This is a genomic window from Tolypothrix campylonemoides VB511288_2 (genome assembly GCF_045999855.1).
GTDB lineage: Bacteria > Cyanobacteriota > Cyanobacteriia > Cyanobacteriales > Nostocaceae > Scytonema > Scytonema bouteillei_A.
Map to the genome: position 1 here is coordinate 138,641 of NZ_JBFPMW010000003.1, position 25,847 is coordinate 164,487.

Here is a 25,847-nt window from a genome sequence, read left to right on the forward strand (position 1 = left end):
ATAAATGCTTTTTTGAGGTTATCCTTACAGTTCCGCAGTTCTAGGCGATCGCTACAGACTTTGTGAAGAAATAATTTTAATAATGGTTTTGGTCAAAAGACTCCAGGTATTATAACTTGATAGTTATTAAAGAAGATAGTTGAATAACAGAACAAGCATGGTGAATACTCTACCTCAGTCTACCCCCAAGCAAGCAAAAGCAGGAATCAAAGAGCCAAACCAAGAAACCCTATTGACTCCCCGGTTTTACACCACAGACTTTGAAGCTGCAGCTAGTTTGAATGTATTTGCTCAAGAAACTGAATTAAAAGCGATGCTTGCAGAAATGCGAGCAGACTACAATCGTCACCATTTTGTCCGGGATGAGACATTTGAGCAGTCATGGGAACATATTGACGAAGAATCACGCCGCGTCTTTATTGACTATTTAGAACGTTCATGCATTTCAGAGTTCTCTGGGTTTTTACTGTTTAAAGAACTCTCGCGGAGGCTGAAAGAACGCAATCCACTTTTGTCTGAAATATTTCATTTGATGGCTCGTGATGAAGCCCGTCATGCTGGATTTCTTAATAAAGCAATGGGTGACTTTAAACTCTCACTCGATCTTGCGAGTGTGACGAAAACCCGCACTTATACGTTTTTCCCAATTGAATGGGTAATTTATACTGTCTACCTATCAGAAAAAATTGGTTACTGGAGGTATATTATTATCTATCACCATCTACAAAAACATCCAGAAAAGCAGTTTTACCCTATCTTTCGCTTCTTTGAAAGTTGGTGTCAGGATGAAAACCGTCACGGAGATATATTTAAGGCATTATTGCGATGTCTCCCGACAAGCCGCTCCGCGTCTACGCAACTAAAACTTTGGAACAATTGGAAAGCCAAACTGTGGAGTCGCTTTTTTCTGTTATCAGTGTTTGCTACCCATACACTAACGGTTCACGAACGGGCTAGCTTTTACTATTTACTGGGGCTCGAGCCAACAGAATTTGACCGTCAAGTTGTTCGCAAGACAAACGAAACGGCTGGTCGAGCCTTTCCGGTCATGCTGAATACCGAACATCCAAAGTTTTTTCCACTTTTACAACGCTGCTCAGACTACAACTTAAAATTGGTGGAAGTCGATCGCAGTTCCCAACCCAAAGTTGTGAAACTTCTTCGCAAACTTCCCCTTGCGATCGCAATTATTTGGAATTTGCTGTTGGTTTACTTGATAAAACCAATTGATACTGAAGCATTACGCTTCACAGTTCGGTGAAGAAGGGACGATTTTGTTGCAAGGTACTTACAGAATGTGATGTACCTTGCACGAGGGTATATACATAGCTTAGTTAAAATATGCTTTTAAGCTGGTGTAACCCTTGCAAAAGTTTCATCTTTATATTGCGTGCAACAATCTGGTCGTAAAGGATTGTTGGAAGTACAGACAAAAAATAGAGCCAGTATTCTCTCCCTTGTATCCCTTGTCCCACAAACAAGTGATATCTTTAAATGAGTGCGACACACCTCCCTCTCCTGCTGGCTTGTGGCAAAAATTCAATTGTGAATGGTACCATCAGGCAAAATAGCACCCTGGAGATCGGCATCTGTGAGAATCACTCCGGTTAAGTCTGCGCCTTGCAAATTAGCCTTTCGCAAAACCGCACCTGTTAAATTGGCGTAACTTAAGTCTGCACCTTGCAAACTAGCTTCAGTTAGATCCGTTGCCAAATCTCCCCATTGTATTGTCCGACTCAAATCTGCCCGACACAACTTTGCTCCATCTAAATTAGCATGATGCAGTAAAGCCGCTCTTAGATCGGCATAACTTAAATCAGCCCCGCTTAAAATCCCATATCCCAAATCTGTTCGCTGGTTGGAACTCGGACGGAGGTCTGCTTGAACTAGCAAAGAACCAGAAAGCTTAACAGCATTCAAATTAGCACCACATAGACTAGCTTTGATTAAGTTGGCTTCATCCAAACGTGTCTGAATTAACTTTGCACCTGTCAAATCAGCCTCACGCAAAATAGCACGATATAAATCAGCCTCACTCAAATCCACTCCCCAGAGAATAGCTTCACTCAAGTTTGCTTCGCGCAGACAAGCTTGGCTAAAGTTGGTTTTACCCAGTCGTGTTTGGCGTAAATCAGCATAGCTAAAGTCTGAAGCTACAAGGTTTACATTGGTTAACTCTGCTTCTTGCAAATTAACTCGTTGAAAGCTTCGTTCTCCAGCAGAATAAAGTTTGAGAATTTGCTCTACATCCATATCATTCAACCTTTGATTTTATAAGTCAAGCACGTTCTTACTATGGACAACGATCTTTGAGAGCATTGTCTTCTACTGTTGGGTTAACACTGCCATCAGTTCTTTGACGGACACGATCCGTTCAGCGTACCTAACATTGGCTCCAGAAAAAATTAAACCACGCTCTACATCCCCAGATGCAGCTTTAGCAAGCGCTTGGAGAAGACAATAAGTTTTTCCAGTGTCTCGACACAAACACGACTCTAAACAATTAGCAATACATCGCTGCTCCAGTGCTGTTGATGAGCCAGCCATTGCCTGCTCTGTAAAGGGATTACGTAAAGCACGAGTGGGTTTTCCTACGGGACTGGGCACAGTGACAATATCTTCTGAACAGGCTTTGAGATGGAAGTCTTTATAACGTCGATCGGCATCGCATTCTTCTGTGGTAATGAAGCGAGTACCGATTTGTACGCCGTCTGCTCCAATGGCTAATATGCGATCGATATCGGTTCGATCCCAAATTCCTCCCGTGACAATTAACGGAATTTTGACACCCATCTGTTGTTCCAAATAATCTCGCAGCTGAGAAATGAGGGACTCAATCGAGAATTCTGGAGAGCCAATATTCTCACACTGCGTGAAATGCCCTCCAACCATCTGACAATTTTTGACAATCAAGGCATCGGGGAGTCGATTATATTGATTTTGCCAAGTTTCACAGATGATTTGGGCTGAGAGCAAGTTAGATATGCTTGGTACTAATGCCACATCGGGATAATCTGTAGTGTACATTGGTAAAGTCAGAGGCAATCCAGCTCCTGTTACAATCAAATTTGCTCCACAAGCAGCAGCTGTCTGAACCAACACGGGATAATCTTTGGTGGCAACAAGAATATTAACCCCAATCGCTCCATTCGGGCTAATGGTGCGGGCTTCGGTCAGTTCATCTATCAAAGCCAGTCGATTTACCTCAAAAAAGTTGCCTCGTTTGCGTTGATGAAAATAGGGAGAATGCAACCCCAACCCCAGCGTGGCAATGGTACCTACTCCACCTGCATTGGCAACTGCTCCAGCAAGCTTTGCGCCAGAGACCCTTACTGCCATTGCACCTTGAACAATGGGATAGCGGATAATATGTTTGCCAATCCGTAAGGGATGTAAGATAGACGCCATCAAAAGATATTTCCTTATAACTGTTGAGTAATTCTAGCACCTCAGTGTTCATTGTTTCTCAGATGGGATGATGCTTGGTATTTCTAGAACCTTCAACTTATCAGAACACAATATTCTCATGCATCCGTTTCGTATGCTAGGTGTAGCTGGAGTCTTTGGAGGCGCTCTATTTTCCGTTATTGTATTGGTGTTTTCCTGGTTAAAAAACGCCTGTGTTGCTCCGAAGAGCTTTGAAGGTTTTAGCCTGCTGTTGCACGCGCTCGTTAATGCGATCGCACGCTAACTCACAAAGCTCAAAAATCATTGGCTCGGCAATTTCATAATAAGCACTGGTACCTTTGGGCTGACGAGATAAAACTCCTGCTTGAGTCAATACTTTCAGATGCTTAGAAAGATTTGCTTGCCCCAACCCAGTAGCCTCAGCGATTTCCATCACATTCATTGGTCCTGACTTGAGACAGGTCAAAATTTGTAACCTACTTACCTCTGATAAAACCTTGAAGTAGTCTGCAACCGCCACAAGAACAACTGGATCGACCATGGCCGGCTTAGTTTTTGGCATAGGGAGATTTAACAGTCAGCACAATAATTGATTAATAACTAATCAATATTATAACTAATTGTTAATTCAATTTAATAACAGCGCAGTTATATCTTTTAAACTGAAGGATGAGGTCGAGACACTGTGACAAAATTTTTCTGACGGAGGCTTAGATGGATGCACCCAAGCGTCGTATTGGTCTTGAGCAAGAGTTTTTTCTGGTAGATGAAGTAGGTCAGCTGAGCAATCGTGCTGATGAATTTTTGCAGGGTTGTCACTTAATGGCGGAAGCAGAAGGTTTAAATCCAAATTATTTTGTGCCAGAGTTTGTCAAGAGTATAGTATAAATTAATACATCTCCTGGCTCCAGTGGTACAGAACTAGCCAGAGAATATCTCAAAAATCTCAAACTGGCGCTTTCTGTAGGACGACAAATGGGTTTACGGCTTTACCCTCTGTCTAGCTATCCCTTGCACATTATGCCAGTTATGCGCGATCGCCCCAACTACCACATCCAAGCGAGAACCGTCGGCTATGATAAATTTTTGCACGCAGGAAAATGTACTGGCACACACATACATTTGGAAGTCTCTCCTGGAGTCATTGACCCTCGTGTTGTAGTATCTTACAACTCAACATCAGCACAACGAGAAGAACTACTAAATATCTACAATTTAGCTACAGCTTGCGACTCAGCACTCATTTCCCTAACGAGAGCGTGTCCCTTTTATGAAGGACAGGCGATTGGGCTAGCAGCACATACCATTCGTTATCGAGGGAGTGAAACCTTCGGCTGGGAAGGAGTTTACACTCATTTACAACCTGTTGGTGGACTCATGCCTTATGCTGAAAGTGTGGAGGATTTAGTTGAACAGCACTTTGCTCGTTACTATACTTGGTCGCAAGCAATGGAAAAAGCTGGAATTGAAAGTCACCTGTTTTTAAAAACAGGAGGAAGCTTACTCAAGTCAGGTTGGAATCCGGTAAGACTAAACAAACTCGGCACTATCGAAATAAGATGTATAGATAGTAACTAGCCTTCTGTTATTTTAGCTGTAATTGCACTGCTGGAGAATGCGGCTAATCGAGTCAGAAATGAGAAGTTAACAGTTAAAGCTGCTAAAGGAATGCAGGTATTTGAACTCGTTAATAACTACCTGTATGTACCAGATTTTGAGTATCTGAATGGTGAACTACTTTATACCGCAGCTACAGAGGGAGTTAAACACCCTAAAGTCAAGGCTTATGTCGATTCAATTTTGCAATTTGCTATGGGCTACGCCTTGGAGAAAGGGAAAGCAGATGGTGGTGAAGGAGTCAGTTTTCTAGCAAAACTGAGCCAAGACCTCGATCGCTATCAAACGATAGAAGCCGGAATATTACAAGAGTTTACCCCAACAACCGCACAACTTCCATTAGATGTCGGTTTGCGTTTGGTATGTGAATGTTGTGACAAGTTAGACGCTCAAGTTTCATGGATAGATACAGAAAATCCTCTATTGGTGTTAAATGCTGATGAACGATTGTTACTACAGCAGCCTTAATAGAATTTCAATTCCAGAAGCTAACGTCCTCATAAGTTCCTCACATTTTTTCTTTAATCTCTAAATCATTCAGGACAGTATGCCGGAATTCAGGTATTCTAGCGTGCTCAATGTTTGATATTAATACCATTTGGAAGTCGTCGTTAAATTGTTAACTCTACTTTAAATTACATATGAACTGCAAACGAATTGGCATTCTCACTAGTGGTGGAGATTGTCCTGGGCTTAATGCTGTGATTCGGGCTGTTGTGAGCCATGCAACGCTCACTTACAATTGGGAAGTGCTGGGAATTCCTTATGCAACCCAGGGACTGCTGGAAAGCAAAGCGACGACACTAACGATGCATGGTCTTGACTTACGTGGCATAGATCCCTTGCTCAGTATGGGAGGAACTATCTTAGGAACTATCAACAAAGGAGATACGTTAGCACGTGCAGATGAGATCGTTGCTGGTTATCAGACATTAGGGCTAGATGCACTCATTGGTATTGGCGGTGATGGTAGTGTCAAGATTCTCCACTCGCTTGCATACCAAGGCAACTGGAATTTTGTGGCTATTCCTAAAACAATTGATAATGATGTAGCACTCACGGAAAAATCTGTTGGGTTTGATACTGCCGTCAATACAATTACAGATGCTCTCAACCGCCTCACTTTTACCGCCGCCAGTCATGACAGGGTAATGATTGTGGAAGTTATGGGCAGAAAAGCAGGCCATTTAGCCTTACAAGCCGGGATAGCAGGAGGAGCAGATGTTATCTTGATTCCGGAAATTCCTTATTCGATTGAGGGTATTTGCAAGCATCTTGACAAACTGCGCGATCTCTGGGGACGCAAATTTGCGATCGTCGTAGTTGCAGAAGGCATTGAAGCGGTAAAACTATCTTGTAATTGTAGCGATCGCGATCTGTGGAGCCTAACTCCCAGCTGTGGTATGGGTCAATACATTGCTGACCAAATTGCTAATTACAGTACCAAGAAAATAGAAACGCGAGTCTCAGTTTTAGGCATATTCAGCGAGGCGGTATTCCTTCTGCTTTAGACCGTTTGGTGGCGACAGCTTTTGGTAAAACCGCAGTGGATTTAGTCGCACAAGGACAATTCGATCGAATGGTGGCTTGGTAAAACGGACAAGTTGTTGCCGTCCCTCTACAACAAGTCCTCCTTCAAAGCCCTGCGCCCGTGCATGCTAACAGTTACCTCGTGGAAACTGCTCGAGCTTTGGGCATTTATGTTGGAGAATTGGGGAACCGGAGCACGAGCGAGAAGTTTGTTAGTAACTGTCGGAACACTCAATCAGGTTGAAACATCTCAACGCAAGAAAAAGCACGGGAAGCTTTGACGGAAGAACGCTTGTATGAAGAATATTTACAAGCAGCGGTGAGAAAAAGAACAACTGACAGAAGAAGCATAAGCAACCAAAGTATAATCTCTACAAAGAAAATAGAAAGAAAAAAGTTGACTAATGACACAAACAGTAACAGTTGGAGCAATTAGAGGTATTGCTTCAACGTAAGTTAGATGAAGTTAAAACAGATTACACTCTCCCTCTTTTTCAAGGAGAGGGAGGGTGTAGTTCGCCAAACTCACATTTATTCATTGATGCAAGTTGGTGTAATCTTGCAATTGTCTGCGTGCAGTTTCAAATGCATCACGAATTGCTATATATATATCTGCATGGCTTGTTTCGTCTGATGGGTTATGGTTAACAATGATGTTTTCTTTAGGGAGCGTCAGGTCGATTCGTACATGATAAAGATTGCCTTTACGTTGGTTGCGGTGGGGAGCGTCAACAGTAACCCGACAGTTAATCACTCGATTGTAGAAACGTTCTAATTTTTGAACATTCTCTCTTATTTTCTCTTCAACAGATGCTGATGATTGAACGTTATGGAAAGTAAGTTGCAGCGGTATTGCCATATTTTTATTGTCCTCACTGTCAGATACTAGCTTATCATCTTTATTTCAAGATTAAAGACAAAAATCGAGAAATTGTGAGGTTATATTTAGTACCATACAGTTGGTTATAACAGGTAAAAACCAAAGTATTTTTTTGTACATACTCACAAAAAACATTCGTTCCCTCAGTTAAATATTTTTTTGAATTTGTTTGCGATCGCTTCTCCTAACCTTTCTATCTTTAGAGTATAAAAAAGATGTGAGGAAGTTGTGAAGATAAGCAGTTAAATGACAGTTTTAACTCGCAACCGGGCAACCTTGCAGCCTGAAGTAATTTATTATTTGTAAAAGTTCAGCAGCCAAAAAAATAATTCGAGCGTAGAACCTCACAATTTCCTCAAAGTATTTTTATAAGTTGATAGTGTAATACGGTTCGGATAAGATTCGATCCCCCCAGGCAATTGTTTGGGAGAAATAAAGCCTCCCTTTCGAGCGGGAGGTTGGGGGATCTTCAAGGATTCGATATTGTTAACTGAACTGTATTGGTTGATAGTGGAGTCGGTAGTAGGCTTAATGAAAAAGTATATTAGAGGAGTGTAAATATGTATTTAATACCTTGAAAACCAATCAAAGAAAGCTCCAATTGCAGAAGACATAAAAGCAGAAAACAGAGAGTTTTGCAAAGAAAATACAAGGAAAAATATTATGACTGTTGATATGTTAACAGCAGCAGACGTCATGACTCGAGACGTAGCAACAATCCGCAGTTCAGCAACTGTAGCTGAAGCCGTTCGGCTTATGAAAGCAAGAGATTGGCGATCGCTCATTGTTGAGCGCCGTCACAATCAAGACGCTTATGGTATTATTACTAAGTCAGATATTGTCTATAAAGTTATAGCCTACGGTAAAGAGCCTTGCAAAGTGCGGGTTTATGAAATCATGAGCAAACCTTGTATTGTGGTGAACCCTGACTTAGGTGTGGAATATGTGGCGAGGTTGTTTGCTGAACACCATCTGTTACAAGCACCAGTTATTCAAGGAGAACTGTTAGGTATTATCTCTCTAACCGATATTATCAATAGAAGCCAATTTGTTGAACTACCTAGAACAATCCTGCTAGAACAAGAACTTCAGGATTCCATTACAAAAGCGCGTGAAGCCTGTGCAAAAACTTCTCCTCGTTCCGAAGAGTGCGCTGCTGCTTGGGATGTCGTTGAGGAATTGCAATCTGAAATAGCCCATCAAAGTGCAAAAAGATTAGAAAAAACTGCCTTTGAAGAATTTTGCGATGAATTTCCAGAGGCGATGACAGGACAAGTTTATGATAATTGGTGTGGTGGTTAAGACAATAAATCTTCAGTTCTCCTTCGCTGAGGATTAAAGCTCCTGGATGTGACTGTCCCATTAGGAACTTCGTTGTGTTTCCTCCATGGGAGGACAGCCACATGGTTTCCACACTTACCATCAGAGTTATGAGTTATTAATTGTTCAAGATTAATAACTCATAACTCTGATGGTATGATTACTGACCCTTTTGTTCCGCAACAGCTATTTCTAATAGTGTCTTGAGTACGGAATCAGGGTTGAGACTGATAGAATCAATACCCTGTTCAACTAAGAAGCGAGCAAATTCTGGATAGTCGCTTGGTGCTTGACCGCAAATACCAATTTTACGTCCGTGTTGTTTGACTGTGTAAATTGCCTTTGCGATCGTTCGCTTGACTGCTTCGTCACGTTCATCAAATAAATGCGCCACTAACTCCGAATCCCGATCCAACCCCAGCGTCAACTGCGTGAGGTCGTTTGAGCCAATAGAGAATCCATCAAAGATTTGACTAAACTCATCTGCTAGCAGTACGTTGCTAGGCAATTCACACATAACGTAGATTTGTAATCCATTTTCTCCTTGTACTAAACCATTTTTTGCCATTTCTGCGATCGCACGGCGACCTTCTTGAGGAGTACGGCAAAACGGAACCATCAAAATGACGTTGGTTAAGCCCATTTCGTCACGGACTTGCTTCATTGCCAAACATTCAAGAGCAAAGCCTTCTCGGTAACGCTCATCATAGTAGCGAGAAGCACCACGCCAACCAATCATTGGGTTTTCTTCTTTTGGTTCAAATTGTTTGCCACCCAACAGGTTAGCATATTCGTTACTCTTGAAATCACTCAGACGGACGATTACAGGTTTGGGATAAAAAGCTGCAGCAATAGTTCCTATTCCCCGTGCAAGTTTATCAATAAAGAATTGGGTTTTCTCTTCATATTGATCTGTTAACTCAGCAATTTTATATTTAGCAAGTTCATCTTCTAATTCATTAAAATGAATCAATGCTAATGGATGTGCTTTAATATAGTTGGCAATAATAAACTCCATGCGTGCTAATCCGACTCCATCATTAGGCATAGCAGCCAAGCTAAATGCCTCTTCAGGATTGCCCACATTCATCATGATTTTGGTGCGGGTATGGGGTAAGCTTTTTAAGGGAATTTTTTGCACTTCATAGGGTAACAAACCTTGGTAAACTCTTCCAGTTTCGCCTTCAGCACAAGAAACAGTAATTTCTTGCCCTGTTTTAAGGACAGTCGTGGCATTTGAGCAACCCACAATTGCTGGAATTCCCATCTCTCGCGCAATAATTGCTGCATGACAAGTGCGTCCACCAGCGTTGGTTACAATTGCACTTGCTTTCTTCATAATTGGTTCCCAGTCCGGATCTGTACGGTTGGTCACCAGGACTTCTCCCGATTGAAACTCGTTGATGTGATGCACATCCAGAATGACTCTGGCTTTACCTTGCCCGATCGTCTCACCCACACTCCGCCCTAAGATCAACACTTCACCTTTTTCTTGAAGGCGATAGCTGTGCAAAACGTTTTTTTCCTTTTGGGATTGAACTGTTTCTGGACGTGCTTGCACGATAAACAATTCATTGGTGATGCCATCTTTTGCCCATTCAATATCCATTGGTGTGTAAACACCACGTACTTTTGAATAGTGCTCTTCAATGACATATGCCCAGTGTGCCAATTGTAAAATTTCGTTATCTCGGAGGGCAAATGAGGAGCGATCGCTGGCTACTACCGGAATATTTTTGGTTAATTTTGAACCACCCAAGTCATAAACCATTTTAATTTCTTTTGTACCCAGACGCTTGTCCAGAATTGGTTGATATCCTTGTTTGAGAGTAGGTTTAAAGACCAAGTATTCGTCAGGATTGACAGCCCCTTGGACAACATTTTCACCTAATCCATAAGCCGCACTAATCAATACGGCATCTTTAAAACCCGTTTCCGGATCGATGGAAAACATGACTCCAGATGCTGCTAAATCAGAACGAACCATTTTTTGTATACCTACCGAAAGGGCAATGTTGACGCGATCGAAGCCCTTGATTTGACGATAAGAAATAGCACGGTCTGTAAAAATTGATGCAAAGCATTTGTGACAAGCGTCAAGAACAGCTTGCAGTCCATGGACATTAAGATAAGTTTCTTGCTGTCCGGCAAAACTGGCATCAGGTAGGTCTTCAGCGGTAGCACTAGAGCGAACTGCGACATCGGTATCAGTCCCGTACTGTTGACACAGATGCTCGTAAGCTTGGGCGATTGCTTGTTCTAATTCCTGAGGAAAAGGAGTTTTGAGCATTAAAGACCTTGCTTGTTTACCCCGCAACCGCAGATTGTTTACATCCTCAACATCTAACGAAGCAAAAATAAGTCTTAATTGCGCTTCTAAGCCCGCAGCTTCAATAAAATAGCGATAGGCATGAGCAGTCGTCGCAAATCCTGTAGGAACTTTCACGCCCTTAGGTCTCAGTTGTTGAATCATTTCTCCTAAAGAGGCGTTTTTGCCTCCCACGAGAGAAATGTCTGCAATTCCTACTTTCTCCAAAGGCAATACGAGAGCTTGGTCTATTTCACCACAGCGTTCAGTCTTTTGGTTGACCAGTATTTCTTGCATAATAAAGCTACCTTAATGGAATGGAACAATTTACGAAAGCTGGTTTCACTCAATGAGCTTGTGTTTATTTGACACCTTAAGTTATAAGAAGATACTTTGAGGAAGTTGTGAGGATGTTGTTTGATGAGCGTAACTTTGTCTCATTACAAAAAGTGAACTCTACAGACAAGAAGCAAGGTTAAAGTCTGCATCGTTTGTTTTAACGTCAGTCTTCAGACCAGTCTTCACGACCTAACAGGTCAATAATTTTATCTCTAAGTAAAAAGTTGTTTCTTTCTAACTCCAGTTCTACACACACCCACTCGCGACCGGGAATGTAGTTACACAAAGCATAAATTGGCTGATTGCGGCTTATGGTTCCCTTATTGACAAGTTGACGTGCTTCGTCTTTGATAACTTCTATGTCATATTTGACGGTAGTAGTCATAACTTTCACCCCAGATATTTAGGTTATGCCAACTTATAATTAACTCATAATTATTCATGCTTTGGCTCTACCTCAAACTTATGGAAAAACTTTGAGGAAATTGTGAAGATGACAAAGCAAGCCGTTTCGACAAATGAGTTGTAACTTCTTTAGGGCAGGGAGTGTCAAGGTTCCCTACGGTTCAGGTAGTACCAACTGGTCTCTGGCTTTGACAGCACCAAGTAAGAAACTACCAAATAGCCAACTTCATCAATGCGGAGCATCCCAAAGAGTGCCAATTGCCTTCAGAATTCTATTCTGAACGGCAGGCGCTATCTCAGGAGCGGAGATAGGGTGAACCCGAAGGGACTTAGCTTGTATAGCGGCGATTTCAATCGCAAACGTGTTTTTTCCAAATTGGGATGCTCCCCATCAATGGGATTTTTGTTCAACGGGTGGAGCAAACTTAGGGGTTCCCCGGTATAAAGCAAGTGGCGTGACAGAAGGCTTTAGGATTGCAGAACCGCATCTTCTAGTTGCACCTTGATAAAAATAACGGATGTGGTAAATATAATCAGTTGGAACCAATCAAATATTAAATTATTTAATTATTTTCTCATAATTTCCCCAAAATCTTTTTTTATATTAAAACTACAAAGCTGATATTGCTATTATGTGTGCTTTGATTAATGAGTATTGATTAAACGATATGCGTACAAACCCGATCGACCACTCCTCTGTTACGGTTGCTCTGCTGCTTCCCTGCTGTCTTAATGATAAGTTTGTATCAGCACATCACATGATTTGCATTGGCTTGTCTATCTTCGATCGGTAAAATACAAGACAAGCAATAGTATGATATTTGCTAGTTTGGATGCTAAAATTTAGATTTTTATTGCTTTATTTTTTTTAATAAATAAATAAATTAAGGGAGAAAAGTTTGATATGCCTTATGATGAAAATTCCTCTAGAGTCGATTTCTTTGGATTGTCGATAGAACAAAGAGAAATAGTAGCTTATTTGCGTAAAAAATTCAAGTTAAAGGAAGTTTGCCAAAACATTATATACAAAAAAATTATTCAGCAAACTGCTCGAGAACAAGGGTTACTAGTAACTCCAGCAGCAATTCAGATAGAGTCAGAGCGACTTTTAAGAGAGAGGTCTTTAGAGATAGGTGTGAATGGAGTGGATTGGCTATCCGAGCATATGCTAACAGTCAAAGATTGGGAAACAGAGACTCAAGAAAGTTTGATAGAGCAGAAAGTAGCTGAATTTTTATTTTCTTATGAAATAGAAATGTTTTTTAGCCAACATCAGGCTGATTTCGACCAAATATTGCTTTATCAACTGATTGTTCCTTACGAACAGCTAGCTCACGAACTCTTTTATCAAATTTCAGAGCAAGAAATGAGTTTGTATGAAGCAGCCCATTTATATGATATTGATGAGAGACGTCGTAATTGCTGTGGGTATGAAGGTAAAATTTATCGCTGTAATTTAAGACCAGAACTTACGGATATTGTTTTTGATGCTGGGATAGGAGAATTAATTGGTCCAGTGAACACGCATCAAGGAAGCCATTTATTGATGGTTGAGGGCTTTATTCCATCTAAACTGACAACTACAATACGTCAACATATCTTAAATCAGATGATGGTTCAGTGGTTGGAAAGTCAGCTAAACAATATGCTGCAACACAATCAAGCTGAAAATTCTGAATGATTAATCAAAATTTACGAGATAAGTCCATAAAGATTTTTGAATGTGAAATAGTTAGTAAAAAAGTTGACAGTACAAATCAAGTTAGGATAGGACTGTTATTTGCAAGAAGACCTCTTCTTTGTCCTCCTTGTCTCCCTTGTTTAGATCTCAAATAGGATTGCTATATTTCACTTGTGTGTCGATTCTGTTTCCCGAACAGAGTTCGTTAAAGCAATCGCGATTTCTACAATAAAGCAAGTCTGGTTGCTACCGCTTTCAATCCGGATTGTACCGTTCATTTGATCGACCAGTTTTTTAACCAACGCTAGCCCTAAGCCAGTACCACTCTGTTTCCAGAGATTGTAACTGGGAATGCGGTAGAACGTATCAAAGATCCGGGGGAATTCTTCAGGTGCAATCTCTACTCCTGTATTGGTGACAACTAATTGCAGGAAGGATGACTGGCGCTCTGGGATAGCAGAAATTTTGTCTGAATTTGGTGTGTCTTTTTTGATAGCAACCGCTAGGGAAATCTTCTCGCCTGGAGGAGTATATTTACGGGCATTGGTGAGCAATTCTGTGATAATGTGACTCAAGCTTAGTGAATCAATTTGTACGATCGTTATGTCGGGCGCAAGAGTCATCTCAAAATTTTGCTGCTGATTTTGAAATTGGGTTTGAAACGGTTCAATGATGTGCTGAACCCAATTCTGAAGGTTAATTTTTGTCAGTTGCTCGGGGTAGGTTCCTGCTTCTAAATGTTGCAAGTTTAATATGTCATCGATCAACTTCAATTCGCGATCGCACTCTTGTTGCAAAAGAGCAAGATATTGAACAACTTGATTTCTTGAAAGAGGTGTTGAAGAAATTTCCCGAGTCAGGTCATGTCCCTGCTCGTTTAGGTTTGTCAATAACTGTATTATCATTTTCATATTGGCTATAGGAGAGCGTAATTCATGGGTGATGGTGTTGAGAAAATTGTCTTTCAGTTGATTGACCCTTTGAAGTTCTCTGACCTGGGCTTGAGCCGCTTCATAGAGGTAGGCTTGGCGGAGAGCAACTGCACACTGGTTGGCTACTTGTTGCACTAGATGAATTTCTATCTCAGTGAAACAGGAATCGGTTTCTTTAAATAACCACAAATCGCCCAATATGCCCGTTTCTTTGACGCGATCGTCGAAAATGGGACACGCTAAAATTGCAGATTGATTGCGAATTGGTATCGACTGAACTTGACAGAAGGCTAAATAACATTTCTGTTGTTGCAATTGATTGTAAATTTCCGGTGCGTCTGTCATGTACAACAGTTGTCCTTGACTCACAAGTTCCCCTGGTGCAACATACTGGTAACGGATGATTGAGGATTGACGTTCTCTCGTATAAAATGCTGCATCACAGCATTTTGCTTCCAAGGTTATTGCCAGTTCTTCTACAGCACTTTGCAAGATTTGGTGTCCCTCAAGAGAATCTCGAACTTTATCAGAAATTCGTTTGAGTGTTGCTTCAAAGTTTAAAGATTGCTGTAATTCTAGAGTGCGAAGTTGTACCCGCCGCTCTAAATCAAGATTCAGTTGCTTGATTTGCGCTTCGGCGCGTTGGCGTTCTTGGAGATCCTGTTCTAATTGTTGATTTTGCTGAATGAGAAGTTGCTGCTGTTGTTGAATGAGTAATTGATTTCTAATTCTTGCCAGAACTTCTAGCTCTTGGAATGGTTTAGTAATGTAGTCTTGTCCCCCTAACTCAAAGGCTCGTATTTTATCTTCGATTTGAGCGAGCGCACTAATAAAAATAATCGGAATTTGACGTGTTTTTTCTAAAAATTTTAATTGCTGGCAAACTTCATAGCCATTCATTTCTGGCATATTAATGTCAAGCAAAATGAGATCGGGTGGATCTTTCTGGACAGATTGTAATGCCATTCTGCCATTGAGGGATTTCCGAACGATATAACCCCGCAATTCTAGCATTTTGGCTAATAAACGTAGATTATCAGGGGCGTCATCTATAAGTAAAATCTTGGTTTGGGATGCTGGTTTGAGTAGCGTAATCATAAGATTCTCAATAAGGACTTGTCAGCGTAGCAAGCGCTTCTAGCTCGAAGTTATCGACCAAATACTTCAGGGCATTTGCCAGAGGTTGTTTCTGCGTGGGGATTTGAGCAATTAGTTCATAGATTCTGGCATCGTTAAGATCGAGTACTGCTTCATGGACTCGAGCAATCCACTCTAGTGGTATGACTTGCAAGTCTTGGAGCGTAAAGAGTTGTTGCCGCAAAGTGGCTGTGTTCGGATCTGATGTTGTTTCTTCGGTGTACTTGCTCGACATGCTCACTCATTTGCAGAATCTCAAGTTGCGGCTCATGCAATGTTAATAGTAACCCATTTGGCTGAATGAGACCGGGAATGTGGATCGGTTGGCTATCGCAGTTGCTAAGATTAAGCCGTTGTGTGGTAGATTCTGTAAGATTGTGTCTGTTTGAGGTTGCATTTAATAGAGAGAACAAGTATATAAATACTAGCAACTTCAATTTATAAAAAAAAAATAAAAAACTTATAAAGAAAAAGAGAATTTAACAAATTTTAAATCTTTTAAATTAAATGAAGAAATATGAATATTTCATGGGAAGTGACAAAAAGTTTTTTCTGTTAGGAACTGACATCAAAGTCTGAGAGTGGCAGAGTAAAACTCCAACCGAGTAGTTTAGCAACCTGACCGGGGAGAGCAACTGGATCGAAGGGTTTAAGAATGACACCCGCGATTTGATATTGTCGAAGAATTTGTGAATCTAGCCACCTCGCCTTAGCACTTAGCAGCACGACAGGAATAGCTTGAGTTTCTAAATTATTTCTTAATTTTGTTAAAAACATACAACTATCCATGCCGCTTATTGACCAATCCAGTACAATTGCATCAGGATGAATGACAGCTGCTCTGTGCAATCCTTTTAATGGACAATCGGCAGTGACTACATTCCAAAGGGCTAAATCTTTGAGGCTGAGTTCCACAACCTCTCGCACGCTGACTTCATCATCAATCAGCAAAATCGTTTTAGTGGGTAGAGTTATTTCCCTCACAATATCCATTTTACCAAACTCCAAAACGGAAATAATGCAACTGTGACAACTTCACCGACTCTCGTTCAAGCTGGCAAGGATTGATATTTGCTTATTAAGATAAAGAATTTTTATCTATACCTTTGAAAGGTAAATTGAAAAAATGAAAAACTAATAAAGAGAGGGATTTTGTTACAAAATTTAAAACTCAGTCATTCCAACCAAGAATCTCAGCCACTTCGTCGGAAATGGTCGTTGGTTCAAAGGGTTTGACAATCGTTCCTTTCACACCCATCTGGGCAAACCGAGCGCGATCGCTCCTTTGAACTTTTGCTGTTAGCAAAATGACTGGTATCGATTGGGTTGCTGAATTTGCCTGAAGTTGTTCGTACACTGCAAAGCCGTCCATCTCTGGCATAGATACATCAAGCAAAATAGCATCAATGGATTGTGTCTGGGCAATTTTTAATGCTTCGGGTCCTGATGCTGCCGTCAGCGCGTCCCATCCTCCCAAGTCTGACAAACAAACTTGTACGAGTTCCCGAATTCGTTCTTCGTCATCCACAATTAACACTTGTTTCGTCGTCATTTTATCTCCTTCGGTGGCAATGGCAGAGTGAAGAAAAATGTGCTTCCTACACCAATAGTACTTTCAACCCAGATTTGTCCACCATGATGTTCGATAATACTACGGCATATAGCCAATCCCAAGCCGGTTCCGCCTTTATCACGAGAGTCTGTTGCATCGACTTGCTGAAATCGTCCAAAGATGGCTTCTAATTTCTCTGGTGGAATACCCCGCCCTCGATCCGTTATTTGGAACAGTACATTATCTGTTTGCTGTTGAACACTCAAAGTAATTGTGGAATTAGGAGGTGAGAATTTCAGGGCATTACTTAATAAATTGGTGAGTGTTTGAATAATAGCATCAGCTGATGCCCAAACTTTAGCATTAGTAGGATGGATCTCAAAGCTAATATGTTGTTTGTGTGCGATCGCCTGCACTCCCTCTACAGCAATTTGAATTAAATCAGCCGCATTACAGGTTGCTTTCTCTAGAACAGCTCGTTCTGAATCCAAGCGTTCCAAATCTAGAATATCGTTGACTAACCGCACGAGACGCTCGCTGTCGATAGCTGCAATCTCAATCATGCGCTTAAACTTGTCTGGTTTTTTGTCATAGATACCAGTTTTCAATAAACCCAGTGCTGCCCGAATTGCAGTTAAAGGAGTACGGAGTTCGTGACTGACAATGCCAATAAACTCACTTTTCATTTGCTCAATTTTCTGCTGCTCTGTAATGTCTTCTGCAAGACCTGCAATCCGAACGATTTCCCCTAGTTCATTTTTGATAGGGAATGCCCGATCGCGAATCCAACGGATTGAACCGTCGGGGCGGATGATGCGATACTTTACATCATATTGCTCTGTTTTTTGTTCCATGAATGGAATTTCGACAGACTGGCGATCGTCTGGATGAATGGCATCTAACCAAGAAGAAAAACTTTGGTAAAGGCTTTGACAACTTCTTTGCCAGATGGTTTCGTAGGCATTGCTTACATATAAAAATTGCTTATATTGAACATCTGTCATCCAAAATACTGTCTGGATGTTTTCGGCAAGCTGGCGAAACTTTTCTTCGCTCTCGCGTAAAGCTTCTTCGATGCGTTTGCGCTCCGTGATATCTTGGTGAACTGCAACTAACACATCGCCATATTCGGGGTGTTTAAATACAGAACAAGCCGCACGACACCAAAAAGGGGTACCGTCTTTTTTCACATTATGAACTTCATAGGTAGCTTCTCCATCTTGGAGAACGGTAGCACGAATGGCTTGGTTGACCTCTTCGGCTGTCATGTTTTTATTTTCGTAATTTACAATTGATACGTGCCGACCGTTGAGTTCACCAGAGTCATAACCAAACATCTGCTCAAATTTAGGATTGGCATAGACAATAACTCCATTATTGGATTTAACCAAGCAAATGCCTTCCGCCATGTTTCGGGTGATGACAGCCTGAAGTTCCAGCATTTGTTCTGCTTGTTTGAGTCGAGTCAGATCGCGCAGACTAACGATCGCGCCTGAAATGCTTCCGTTTGGTTCGCGATAAGGTGTATAAGTAAAGCTAATGAATTGCTTAACTAAATCGGGGTAGTCAAACCATCTTTCATCCTGAATTGTCTCTCCTGCCAAACACCTATCTAACTGAGACCGGACAAAATTCTCAAATAAATTTTCACCTAAAACATCCCTTGCGGAATTTCCTATAACCTCGGTATCGGGTTTGTGACACCAATCCAAGTAAGCTTGGTTCACGATTTGATGAGTGTAATTCCGATCTAGCAGTGCAATGCCATCTTTGGTAGTGGATACGATGCGCTCAAACTGGCGCAGAACTGCTTCTGTGCGTTTGCGCTCGGTAATATCTAAGACTACACCGAGCGATCGCAACGGTTGCCCGGATTCATTGTAAATGGCGCGTCCCCGCCCCATTAACCAATGCACCGAACCATCCGGGTAAACCACTCGATACTCGGTTGTGTAATCGGTACTGTTTTTAATAGATTCTAAAAACTGTTGTTCAACCCAACCAATATCTTCAGGATGAATCCGATTGAGCCAGACCTCATAGCCAGGCTCGATACCATAGGGAGCTAAACCCAATAAGGTAAAATGATTGTCATTCCATACTATATTTTGGCTTGGTAAGTGTAAATCCCAATATCCAATATGAGTTAAATCCATAGCAAGTCGGTGACGTTCCTCGCTTTCCTTGAGGGCAAGTTGTGCTTGTTTGCGCTCGGTAATATCATTGTTGATTTGCAAGATCTTAATTGGTTGACCGGCATTGTTTTTTTGTAAAACCCAACGGCTAGCTACAGTAATGGGTCGAGCGTCCCGGCTAAAATGAATAAGTTCTCCTTCCCAATAGCCTTTTTCAAAAAGTTCTGCTTCGATCTCTGTTAATGGTTGAGGAAATTGAGTTTTTAGGAGAATATGCGAGATTTGCCCCAAAGCCTCGGCTTTTGTCCAGCCGTACATAAACTCGGCTCCCTCGTTCCAAAAGGTCATCACGCCGTTCAAGTCGCTCGTAATGATAGTGTCGTGTGCTAAATCCAGCAGTTGCGTCTGTTCTAAAAGAATGAGTTGGATTTGCTGTTGCTCTATAACCGTTTCTAACAGGCGATCGTTTGCTTGAGCCAGTTGTGCTGTTCGCTCAACTACCCGTTGCTCAAGTTCAGCATTCAGTTGTTGCAGGTCAATTTGCGCCTGTTTGCGTTGTGTAATATCGTCACCAAAAATAATAATGCCGCCAATCTCACCTAAAGCAGTATGCCAGGGGTGAACTTCCCAGCGTATCCACTGTTGGCTCCCATCTAAGCGGACAAACAAATCTTCATCACGTTTTTCAGTTGCTCCAGCCAAACACCGTTGATGAATTTGCAGCCATTCCTCTGTGATTTCCGGAAAGATTTCGTAGTGAGATCGTCCTATAAGCGATTCAATCGAATCAAGATGGTGATCGTCCACCCATCTTTGGCTGGCTATCAAATAGTTCATATCTCTATCGAACATAGCAATACCAGCAGGTGCATACCGGACAAATAAGCGTAAGGTTGTTTCCCTTTCCTGCAAACTTTGTTCTGCTCGTTTGCGTTCGGTAATTTCCTGACAAACAGTACTGATACCAATGATGCGATCGCCATCTTTTAAAGGCAAGAAGCTTTCCAACCAGGTTCGTTGCACACCCGGTTGAGCCGGAGTTTCGCCAGTTATTTCCACATTCAGAAGCGGTTTGCCTGTCTCCAAAATGGAACGCAACAGTTGTTCAGCAGTGTCAGCTAATTCGGGTAGCACCTCACGTACCGTGCGACCGAGATGCGCTTCAACGGAAAACCCATTAATTTCTGCAAGTCGCTGGTTAATACGGATAAAGCGAAGGTCGGTGTCCAAGACGTTTAACCCAATTGGGGCTGACTGGTAGATAGTTTCGATTTCAGCTAATTGTTGTTGAAGTTGGATTTGACTTTTGTGTAGGTCCACTTCAGCCCGTTTGCGATCGCTAATATCCCGACAAACGCAGAATCGCAGAATTTCCCCTTCCCATTCCACAACGCTAAAGCCTATCTCTACATCGTATCTCGAACCATCTTTTCGTTGGTGGCGAGTTTCCAAAACTCCACTTTTTACAGATATGCACTCAAGCATTAATTGCTGAAGTTCTTCACAAGTAAACTGAGCATCCCAGTCAAAAATGTTGAGCTTTGCAGTTTCTTCCTGAGAATAGCCGAGCATCTGGGCAAATCGGAAATTGGCATCCAGTACCTTTCCTTGCGTGTTTAAAATAACGATGCCATCAAATGAAGTATCAAAGAGCATCCGGATACGGAGTAGCTCTTTTGCTAAAGTTTGTTCTGTTCGTTTGCGTTCGGTTAGTTCAGTCTGAGCCCGTTCAAACAAAGCGGCTTGCTGGATAGCAATGCTCATCAACCCCCCTAACTGTCGTAGGAGATCGATTTCTAAAGATTGCCACTCATGAGGAGCCGCACAATGATGAGCCGCCAGTAACCCCCATAATTCATCCCCTTTGAAAACTGGAACCAGCAGATTAGCCCGCACCTGGAGATTCGCCAAAAATTCAATGTGACAGGGATCGAACCCAGCCGTATAAATATCAGATTGTGCGACGACCATGCCTTGTTTAAAGAGTTTGAAGTTCTCTTCGCCAATGAAAGGAGCATACATTTGGAGTGGTAAAATAGATATCCATTCCGTTGCAACAGATTCGGCAACAACTGTTCCACCCCAGCCCGGAGAAAATTGGAAGACACTCACGCGATCGCACTCTAGAAACTGTCGGGCTTCATCTACGGTGGTTTGCAGGATACCTTGTAAATTGACAGAGTGCCGGACACGCCCGATCGTCTCCATCACCAAACGGTGTTGCTCAACACCAAGTTGTGCAATCTTCTGTTTGCTGTTGATGCTAGCGAGCAGCGCGATCGTGAAAGCAACCAGTGGAAAAATGCTTAACTGCAATACGTCTTTGGGTTGGGAGAGCCAAAATTGATACAGAGGAGGCAAAAAGAAATAATTAATTGCCAGTATCGAAAGGACAACTGTAGCGCTCCCCGGTCGAAAGCCACCATACCAGGTACTGATAAGAATTGATATGTAAAAAAGAGCACCAACAGTTTGGATTGGAAGCGGTTCTAGCCAGAGCCCCAGCGACAGGGCGAGCGCAGTTGAGCCGATGGCTACTCCATAGGGTAATAATTGCGAATAAGGTTTCATCTCTGTTTGGCTCTACCTGCCTGCAAACACATTCGGACTCGCTGAATTCGGCTGAGTACCCGTGTCACGAGTTCCGGACCTAGAACTGGCTTAGTGATAAAATCATCGGCTCCTGCTGCAAAAGCTTCCTCAAGGAATTGAGCATCAGTATGGGCTGTGACCACCAAAACAGGTAGATCGCCCCACTGGGCATCTTGCCGGACGACTTGGCACAATTCTAAACCGTTCACTATCGGCATTTCTAAATCTAACACCACTAAATCTGGTGATGTCGCTATCAACACCTCCCAAAATTGCTGTGGTTCGGCTAAAGTTTTCACATCTAGTCCCCAAGGAGTCAGTAATGCCGATAAGAGAGTCAGCATGACAGGGTCATCATCTACAATTAAAACCTTAGCTTCTGAAGTTTTGGATTGGGGTAGGACACGCGCCAATGCTTGAAAAATCTCTTGAGTTGTTGCCGACTTATGCAGAAATTGCCGCGCCCCCAAACGCGCCACGGCTAATCGATCGGCAAGAGAGTCTCGTGCGGTAAAAACGACAATCGGCAGATCTGGCCATTGCTCTACGAGCTCTTGTAGCAGAATTAATCCATCTTTTTCTGTACCGGGAAAGCTCAAATCCAGTAGAATTGCATCTGGCATTTCCAGGGCAAGGTGCGAGCGAGCAGCGATCGAATTGGGAGATGTTTTCATGCTAATCCCCCAAGCATCTGCTTGTGCCAGCAACCGTTCCGTCAGCATATCATCATCAGCGATCGCTAGCACGTGAGAAATCTGGTGCTGAGGAACTGTTGGAGCCGTGACAGTTACGGGTGGCTTTGTTAACTCTTGTTGCAATGCCGTCACCAGTTGGGAAAATTGGCAAATTTCTGCATCTGTCTCAATTCGATTATGTATCAATAAATGCTCGACTGCCCGTGCCAATCGGGTACCTTCTGGATATCCAAATGTACCCATTGAGCCTGCGAGCTTGTGCGCTTCATGCAATGTCTCCCGCTGTAACTCCTCGCTGAAATTTCCTGCCAACAGAGCAGTTTTTGCTTGCTCTAGCACCGCAACTTGTTGACCAAAGGAATTGCAAAATCGTTCTAAGACTTGATTAATAGAGGCTATATTTTTAGTATGAGGTCGTTTCTTGCTCTTGCTCTCATCTGTACTTACCGGACGATCTGGAATAGAAATCGCTGGAACAAGCCTTAATCGATATCCCATACCATACACTGTTTCGAGAAGATCTTCTGTCAGACCACCTGCTTTCAGTTTCTTGCGTAAGTCTTTGACATGAGTCGTCACTGCATTTTCAATCGGTGCGTCATCAAATCCCCAAAGTCGATCGAGAATCATCCTACGACTAAAGATACGATGGGGGTTTTGCAAAAACAATTCCAGCAATTTGTATTCTGTTGCTGTCAGTGCAATGTCCTGCTCGTGACACGTGACTTTGCCGGAGATTCTATCCAAACAAAGATTTCCCCAACTTAAAGTGGATCTCGATAGTGTTCCACTCCGTCGCAGCAGAGAACGAATTCTGGCTAGTAATGCTTCTAGATTATAGGGTTTGGTAACGTAATCATCTGCTCCCGCATCCAAACCTACCACAATATCTGCATGGCAATTCTTTGCACTTAATAACAAAATCGGTTTGTGGTAACCTTGCGCTCGGAGTTGCTTGCACAGGTTAATACCATCCAATTTTGGAATTAGCCAATCCAGCAAAATTAAGTCATATCGATCTGACATTGCTAGGTCTAGCCCTGTTTGTCCATCGTTTGCTAAGTCCACACTGTAATGATTTGCACTGAGCAACTTTGCAAGTGCTGTACTGACTGCTATGTCATCCTCTACCAATAAAATTTTCATGAGCTGCATCAAGATTTAAAGAAGATGCTGATGACACAAAGGTTGTTATCATTTCGCATTATCTTCTGCCCAGTCAAGCTGCTCCAGGATCTACATATATCGTTACAATTATGAGTGACATACAGACATCTTGAGAAATTCATTCTGCATTGCGATATCTTTAGTAAAAACGCTTCAAACAGCGAGTCCGGACATTGTTTTTAGGAGAGGTCTAATCCATAACGACTTTTGTATAAATTATTACATACTAATATGAAGACTAGCCTCCTTCTTAACACTGACAGATTGTGAAGACAGGACTTGATTTCGTCCCGATATCTTTGCCTTGTACAATTGGGTATCAGCAACGTGATAAAGTTCCTCCAAGTTAGTTCCATCACAGGGATACTCAGCAATACCTGCACTAAAGGTAACTTGGAATTTTTGCTTTTGAGTATCGATAAACTCATGCTGACGAAAAGTCTGTAGAAATCTTGTTATACGCTCGACACATTGTTGTTGGTCTATACCATATAAACCAATAGCAAACTCCTCACCACCCCAACGAGCGACAATATCCTCATCACGAAAGTCGTACTTTAGCAACTCTGCCAACTGCTTGAGGACTTTATCGCCTGTATCGTGTCCGTAAGAATCGTTGATGGATTTAAAGCGATCTAAGTCTAGAAATACAAAACACAAAGATTGTTTTTGGCGCTTTGCCAACCGTAGTAGATAATTAAAACCTTGCACGAATTTACGACGATTGCTAAGACCAGTCAGTGTATCTATATCTGCTAAATGTTGTAAAATTTTGCTTCGCTCGAGTCGATTGAGTATACGGGCTATCAATTCTGATTCCACAATTGGTTTATTGACGTAGTCATCAGCACCGGATGTAAAAACTCGTTGCACTGTTTCTGGATCGTTATGTGCCGACAAAAATAGTATGGGTAGTTGATTCCAACGAAGATCGGCACGTACAACTTGACAGAGTTCCACACCACTAAAATAAGGCATTTGCCAATCTAAAATGAGTAAATCCGGAGCGAATTGTTCTAATGTCTCCCAAAATTCTTGCGGGTTATCAAGCAGTGCTAATTGAAATCCCCAAGGTGACAGTAATGTTCGTAGAAACTCAAGAATTTGAGGATCGTCGTCTACAATTAGCAGCTTTGCTTCTGGAATATTCGATTTTTGTAACACTTGCGTTACCGCATCCATCACCTCTGAGGGTGACACGGGTTTTTGCAGAAAACCTGTGGCTCCTAGTTTTACTGCTTGGACGCGATCGCTAAAATTCCCACTAGCAGTCAACACGAGCACGGGTACAGGCGATTTGACAGCAGAAAGTTCTACTAACAGTTCCAACCCATTTTCTAAAGAATTAGAAAAACTTAAATCTAACACAATCAGATCTAGTTGAGTGGAGGCCACAATTTTCCTAGCGCGGGCTAAAGTTTTTGCTGTTTGTACTCGTATTCCCCGAAGTTTAGCTTCTGCGGTCAAAGCTGAAACTAACTCCCCATTATCAACTATTAGGAGGTGTATTTGTTGATTCGCGCTTGCTACATTAGAACTAAAGTATAAGCGATTTTTAACTGGTAACTCAACTAATGATGGACTGAATTCTTGCCCCAACTTTTGGACTAGTGTTACCCGCCGAATGACTGCTCGGATACGGGCAAACAATTCGTCAAGTTCGCAGGTCTTCACCAAGCAATCATCTGCCCCAGCATCTAACCCCGCAATTTCGAGAGTCGTGCTATCTCGATCTGTTAAGAGAACAATTGGCGTGTGGTTTCCCTTTGCTCGTAGTTTTTGACAAAACGTAATGCCATCCAGTTTGGGTAGTGCCACATTAAACAAAATTAAGGCATAAGCAAATGCTTCTGCTAATTCCCAAGCAGTTGCACTATCAGCAGCACAATCTACTGAATATTGCTTCATTTCCAAGCTTTCTTTTAGCATTTGTGTTGCTGTTATATCTTCTTCTACAAGCAAAATTTTCATAATGGTTATCTATACTTAGTAGTATGAATTTCTTCAAGACATGATAACAACTCTGTCATTTTTATAAGGCTTTCGTTCAAAGCAACACTCCTGTAAAAGACTAGCTGTGAAGCATAAAGAGGGTTTGAAAGTACCCACGTTAGCATCGGTTTGTTATAAAGTGGTTTTTTCTTAAAAT

At 42.0% G+C, this 25,847-nt stretch carries 19 protein-coding genes and 3 pseudogenes; 8 read left to right on the forward strand and 14 right to left on the reverse strand.

Features of this window, described 5'->3' with window-relative positions; all coding sequences use genetic code 11:
* Positions 1 to 157 precede the first annotated feature (157 nt).
* On the forward strand, positions 158 to 1,261 hold the full coding sequence (gene acsF, locus AB0756_RS09530; RefSeq protein WP_038086706.1) for a magnesium-protoporphyrin IX monomethyl ester (oxidative) cyclase: 1,104 nt from the start codon (positions 158 to 160) through the stop codon (positions 1,259 to 1,261).
* Positions 1,262 to 1,539: 278 nt separating this feature from the next.
* Here the strand turns inward: acsF and hetL are convergent, their stop codons facing one another.
* The gene (hetL, locus tag AB0756_RS09535; protein WP_038086708.1) at positions 1,540 to 2,253 is read right to left on the reverse strand and encodes a heterocyst differentiation pentapeptide repeat protein HetL; all 714 of its coding nucleotides are present in this window, start codon (positions 2,251 to 2,253) and stop codon (positions 1,540 to 1,542) included.
* A 72-nt stretch (positions 2,254 to 2,325) separates the two neighbouring features.
* A complete protein-coding gene (locus tag AB0756_RS09540) occupies positions 2,326 to 3,408 on the reverse strand; it encodes an NAD(P)H-dependent flavin oxidoreductase (RefSeq protein ID WP_038086710.1) in 1,083 nt (360 codons plus the stop codon).
* Positions 3,409 to 3,463: 55 nt separating this feature from the next.
* On the opposite strand from AB0756_RS09540, the pseudogene AB0756_RS09545 reads away from it, so the two are divergent.
* A pseudogene (locus tag AB0756_RS09545) lies at positions 3,464 to 3,589 on the forward strand (Photosystem Q(B) protein 1); the annotation flags it as partial.
* Positions 3,590 to 3,607: 18 nt separating this feature from the next.
* Here the strand turns inward: AB0756_RS09545 and AB0756_RS09550 are convergent.
* Positions 3,608 to 3,970 carry an ArsR/SmtB family transcription factor gene (locus AB0756_RS09550; RefSeq protein ID WP_038086713.1) on the reverse strand — a complete coding sequence of 121 codons (363 nt, stop codon included), beginning with the start codon at positions 3,968 to 3,970 and terminating at the stop codon, positions 3,608 to 3,610.
* 152 nt (positions 3,971 to 4,122) lie between these two features.
* On the opposite strand from AB0756_RS09550, the gene AB0756_RS09555 reads away from it, so the two are divergent.
* From AB0756_RS09555 to AB0756_RS09570, 4 genes and pseudogenes are all read left to right on the forward strand, one after another.
* The gene (locus AB0756_RS09555) at positions 4,123 to 4,296 is read left to right on the forward strand and encodes a hypothetical protein (RefSeq protein ID WP_153021618.1); all 174 of its coding nucleotides are present in this window, start codon (positions 4,123 to 4,125) and stop codon (positions 4,294 to 4,296) included.
* 87 nt (positions 4,297 to 4,383) lie between these two features.
* On the forward strand, positions 4,384 to 4,986 hold the full coding sequence (locus AB0756_RS09560) for a hypothetical protein (protein ID WP_137986414.1): 603 nt from the start codon (positions 4,384 to 4,386) through the stop codon (positions 4,984 to 4,986).
* 90 nt (positions 4,987 to 5,076) lie between these two features.
* Positions 5,077 to 5,493, forward strand: a complete 417-nt coding sequence (locus AB0756_RS09565; RefSeq protein ID WP_137986413.1) for a hypothetical protein — start codon at positions 5,077 to 5,079, stop codon at positions 5,491 to 5,493.
* Between the two features lie 173 nt (positions 5,494 to 5,666).
* Positions 5,667 to 6,799 (forward strand): annotated as a pseudogene (locus tag AB0756_RS09570) (ATP-dependent 6-phosphofructokinase).
* Positions 6,800 to 7,090: 291 nt separating this feature from the next.
* On the opposite strand, the gene AB0756_RS09575 reads toward AB0756_RS09570, so the two are convergent.
* Positions 7,091 to 7,414 carry an HPF/RaiA family ribosome-associated protein gene (locus AB0756_RS09575; protein ID WP_038086716.1) on the reverse strand — a complete coding sequence of 108 codons (324 nt, stop codon included), beginning with the start codon at positions 7,412 to 7,414 and terminating at the stop codon, positions 7,091 to 7,093.
* Positions 7,415 to 8,110: 696 nt separating this feature from the next.
* On the opposite strand from AB0756_RS09575, the gene AB0756_RS09580 reads away from it, so the two are divergent.
* Complete coding sequence (locus tag AB0756_RS09580; protein ID WP_038086734.1) at positions 8,111 to 8,737, forward strand: CBS domain-containing protein; 627 nt, start codon at positions 8,111 to 8,113, stop codon at positions 8,735 to 8,737.
* 178 nt (positions 8,738 to 8,915) lie between these two features.
* On the opposite strand, the gene ppsA is transcribed toward AB0756_RS09580, so the two are convergent.
* Both ppsA and AB0756_RS09590 read right to left on the reverse strand, forming a co-directional pair.
* Positions 8,916 to 11,360, reverse strand: a complete 2,445-nt coding sequence (gene ppsA / locus AB0756_RS09585; protein ID WP_050046133.1) for a phosphoenolpyruvate synthase — start codon at positions 11,358 to 11,360, stop codon at positions 8,916 to 8,918.
* Between the two features lie 205 nt (positions 11,361 to 11,565).
* Complete coding sequence (locus tag AB0756_RS09590; RefSeq protein WP_038086720.1) at positions 11,566 to 11,787, reverse strand: DUF4327 family protein; 222 nt, start codon at positions 11,785 to 11,787, stop codon at positions 11,566 to 11,568.
* A gap of 924 nt (positions 11,788 to 12,711) precedes the next feature.
* On the opposite strand from AB0756_RS09590, the gene AB0756_RS09595 reads away from it, so the two are divergent.
* Positions 12,712 to 13,488, forward strand: coding sequence for a peptidylprolyl isomerase (locus AB0756_RS09595; protein WP_050046132.1), 777 nt, complete (start codon positions 12,712 to 12,714; stop codon positions 13,486 to 13,488).
* Between the two features lie 167 nt (positions 13,489 to 13,655).
* On the opposite strand, the gene AB0756_RS09600 is transcribed toward AB0756_RS09595, so the two are convergent.
* From AB0756_RS09600 to AB0756_RS09635, 8 genes and pseudogenes are all read right to left on the reverse strand, one after another.
* The gene (locus AB0756_RS09600; RefSeq protein WP_167844616.1) at positions 13,656 to 15,518 is read right to left on the reverse strand and encodes a response regulator; all 1,863 of its coding nucleotides are present in this window, start codon (positions 15,516 to 15,518) and stop codon (positions 13,656 to 13,658) included.
* Between the two features lie 7 nt (positions 15,519 to 15,525).
* On the reverse strand, positions 15,526 to 15,792 hold the full coding sequence (locus tag AB0756_RS09605) for a hypothetical protein (RefSeq protein WP_038086724.1): 267 nt from the start codon (positions 15,790 to 15,792) through the stop codon (positions 15,526 to 15,528).
* Between the two features lie 40 nt (positions 15,793 to 15,832).
* Positions 15,833 to 15,994, reverse strand: a pseudogene (locus AB0756_RS09610) (hypothetical protein); the annotation flags it as partial.
* 118 nt (positions 15,995 to 16,112) lie between these two features.
* Positions 16,113 to 16,550: a response regulator gene (locus AB0756_RS09615; protein ID WP_038086740.1), complete on the reverse strand. Its 438-nt coding sequence runs from the start codon at positions 16,548 to 16,550 to the stop codon at positions 16,113 to 16,115.
* 178 nt (positions 16,551 to 16,728) lie between these two features.
* The gene (locus tag AB0756_RS09620) at positions 16,729 to 17,109 is read right to left on the reverse strand and encodes a response regulator (RefSeq protein ID WP_038086727.1); all 381 of its coding nucleotides are present in this window, start codon (positions 17,107 to 17,109) and stop codon (positions 16,729 to 16,731) included.
* Entirely contained in the window at positions 17,106 to 21,815 is a 4,710-nt protein-coding gene (locus AB0756_RS09625) for a PAS domain S-box protein (RefSeq protein WP_050046131.1), read from the reverse strand. Before AB0756_RS09625 ends, AB0756_RS09620 begins: the two co-directional genes overlap by 4 nt.
* A complete protein-coding gene (locus tag AB0756_RS09630; protein ID WP_050046144.1) occupies positions 21,812 to 23,677 on the reverse strand; it encodes a response regulator in 1,866 nt (621 codons plus the stop codon). The genes AB0756_RS09625 and AB0756_RS09630 overlap by 4 nt, the downstream gene beginning before the upstream one ends.
* 240 nt (positions 23,678 to 23,917) lie before the next feature.
* A complete protein-coding gene (locus AB0756_RS09635; protein WP_050046130.1) occupies positions 23,918 to 25,669 on the reverse strand; it encodes a response regulator in 1,752 nt (583 codons plus the stop codon).
* Positions 25,670 to 25,847 lie beyond the last annotated feature (178 nt).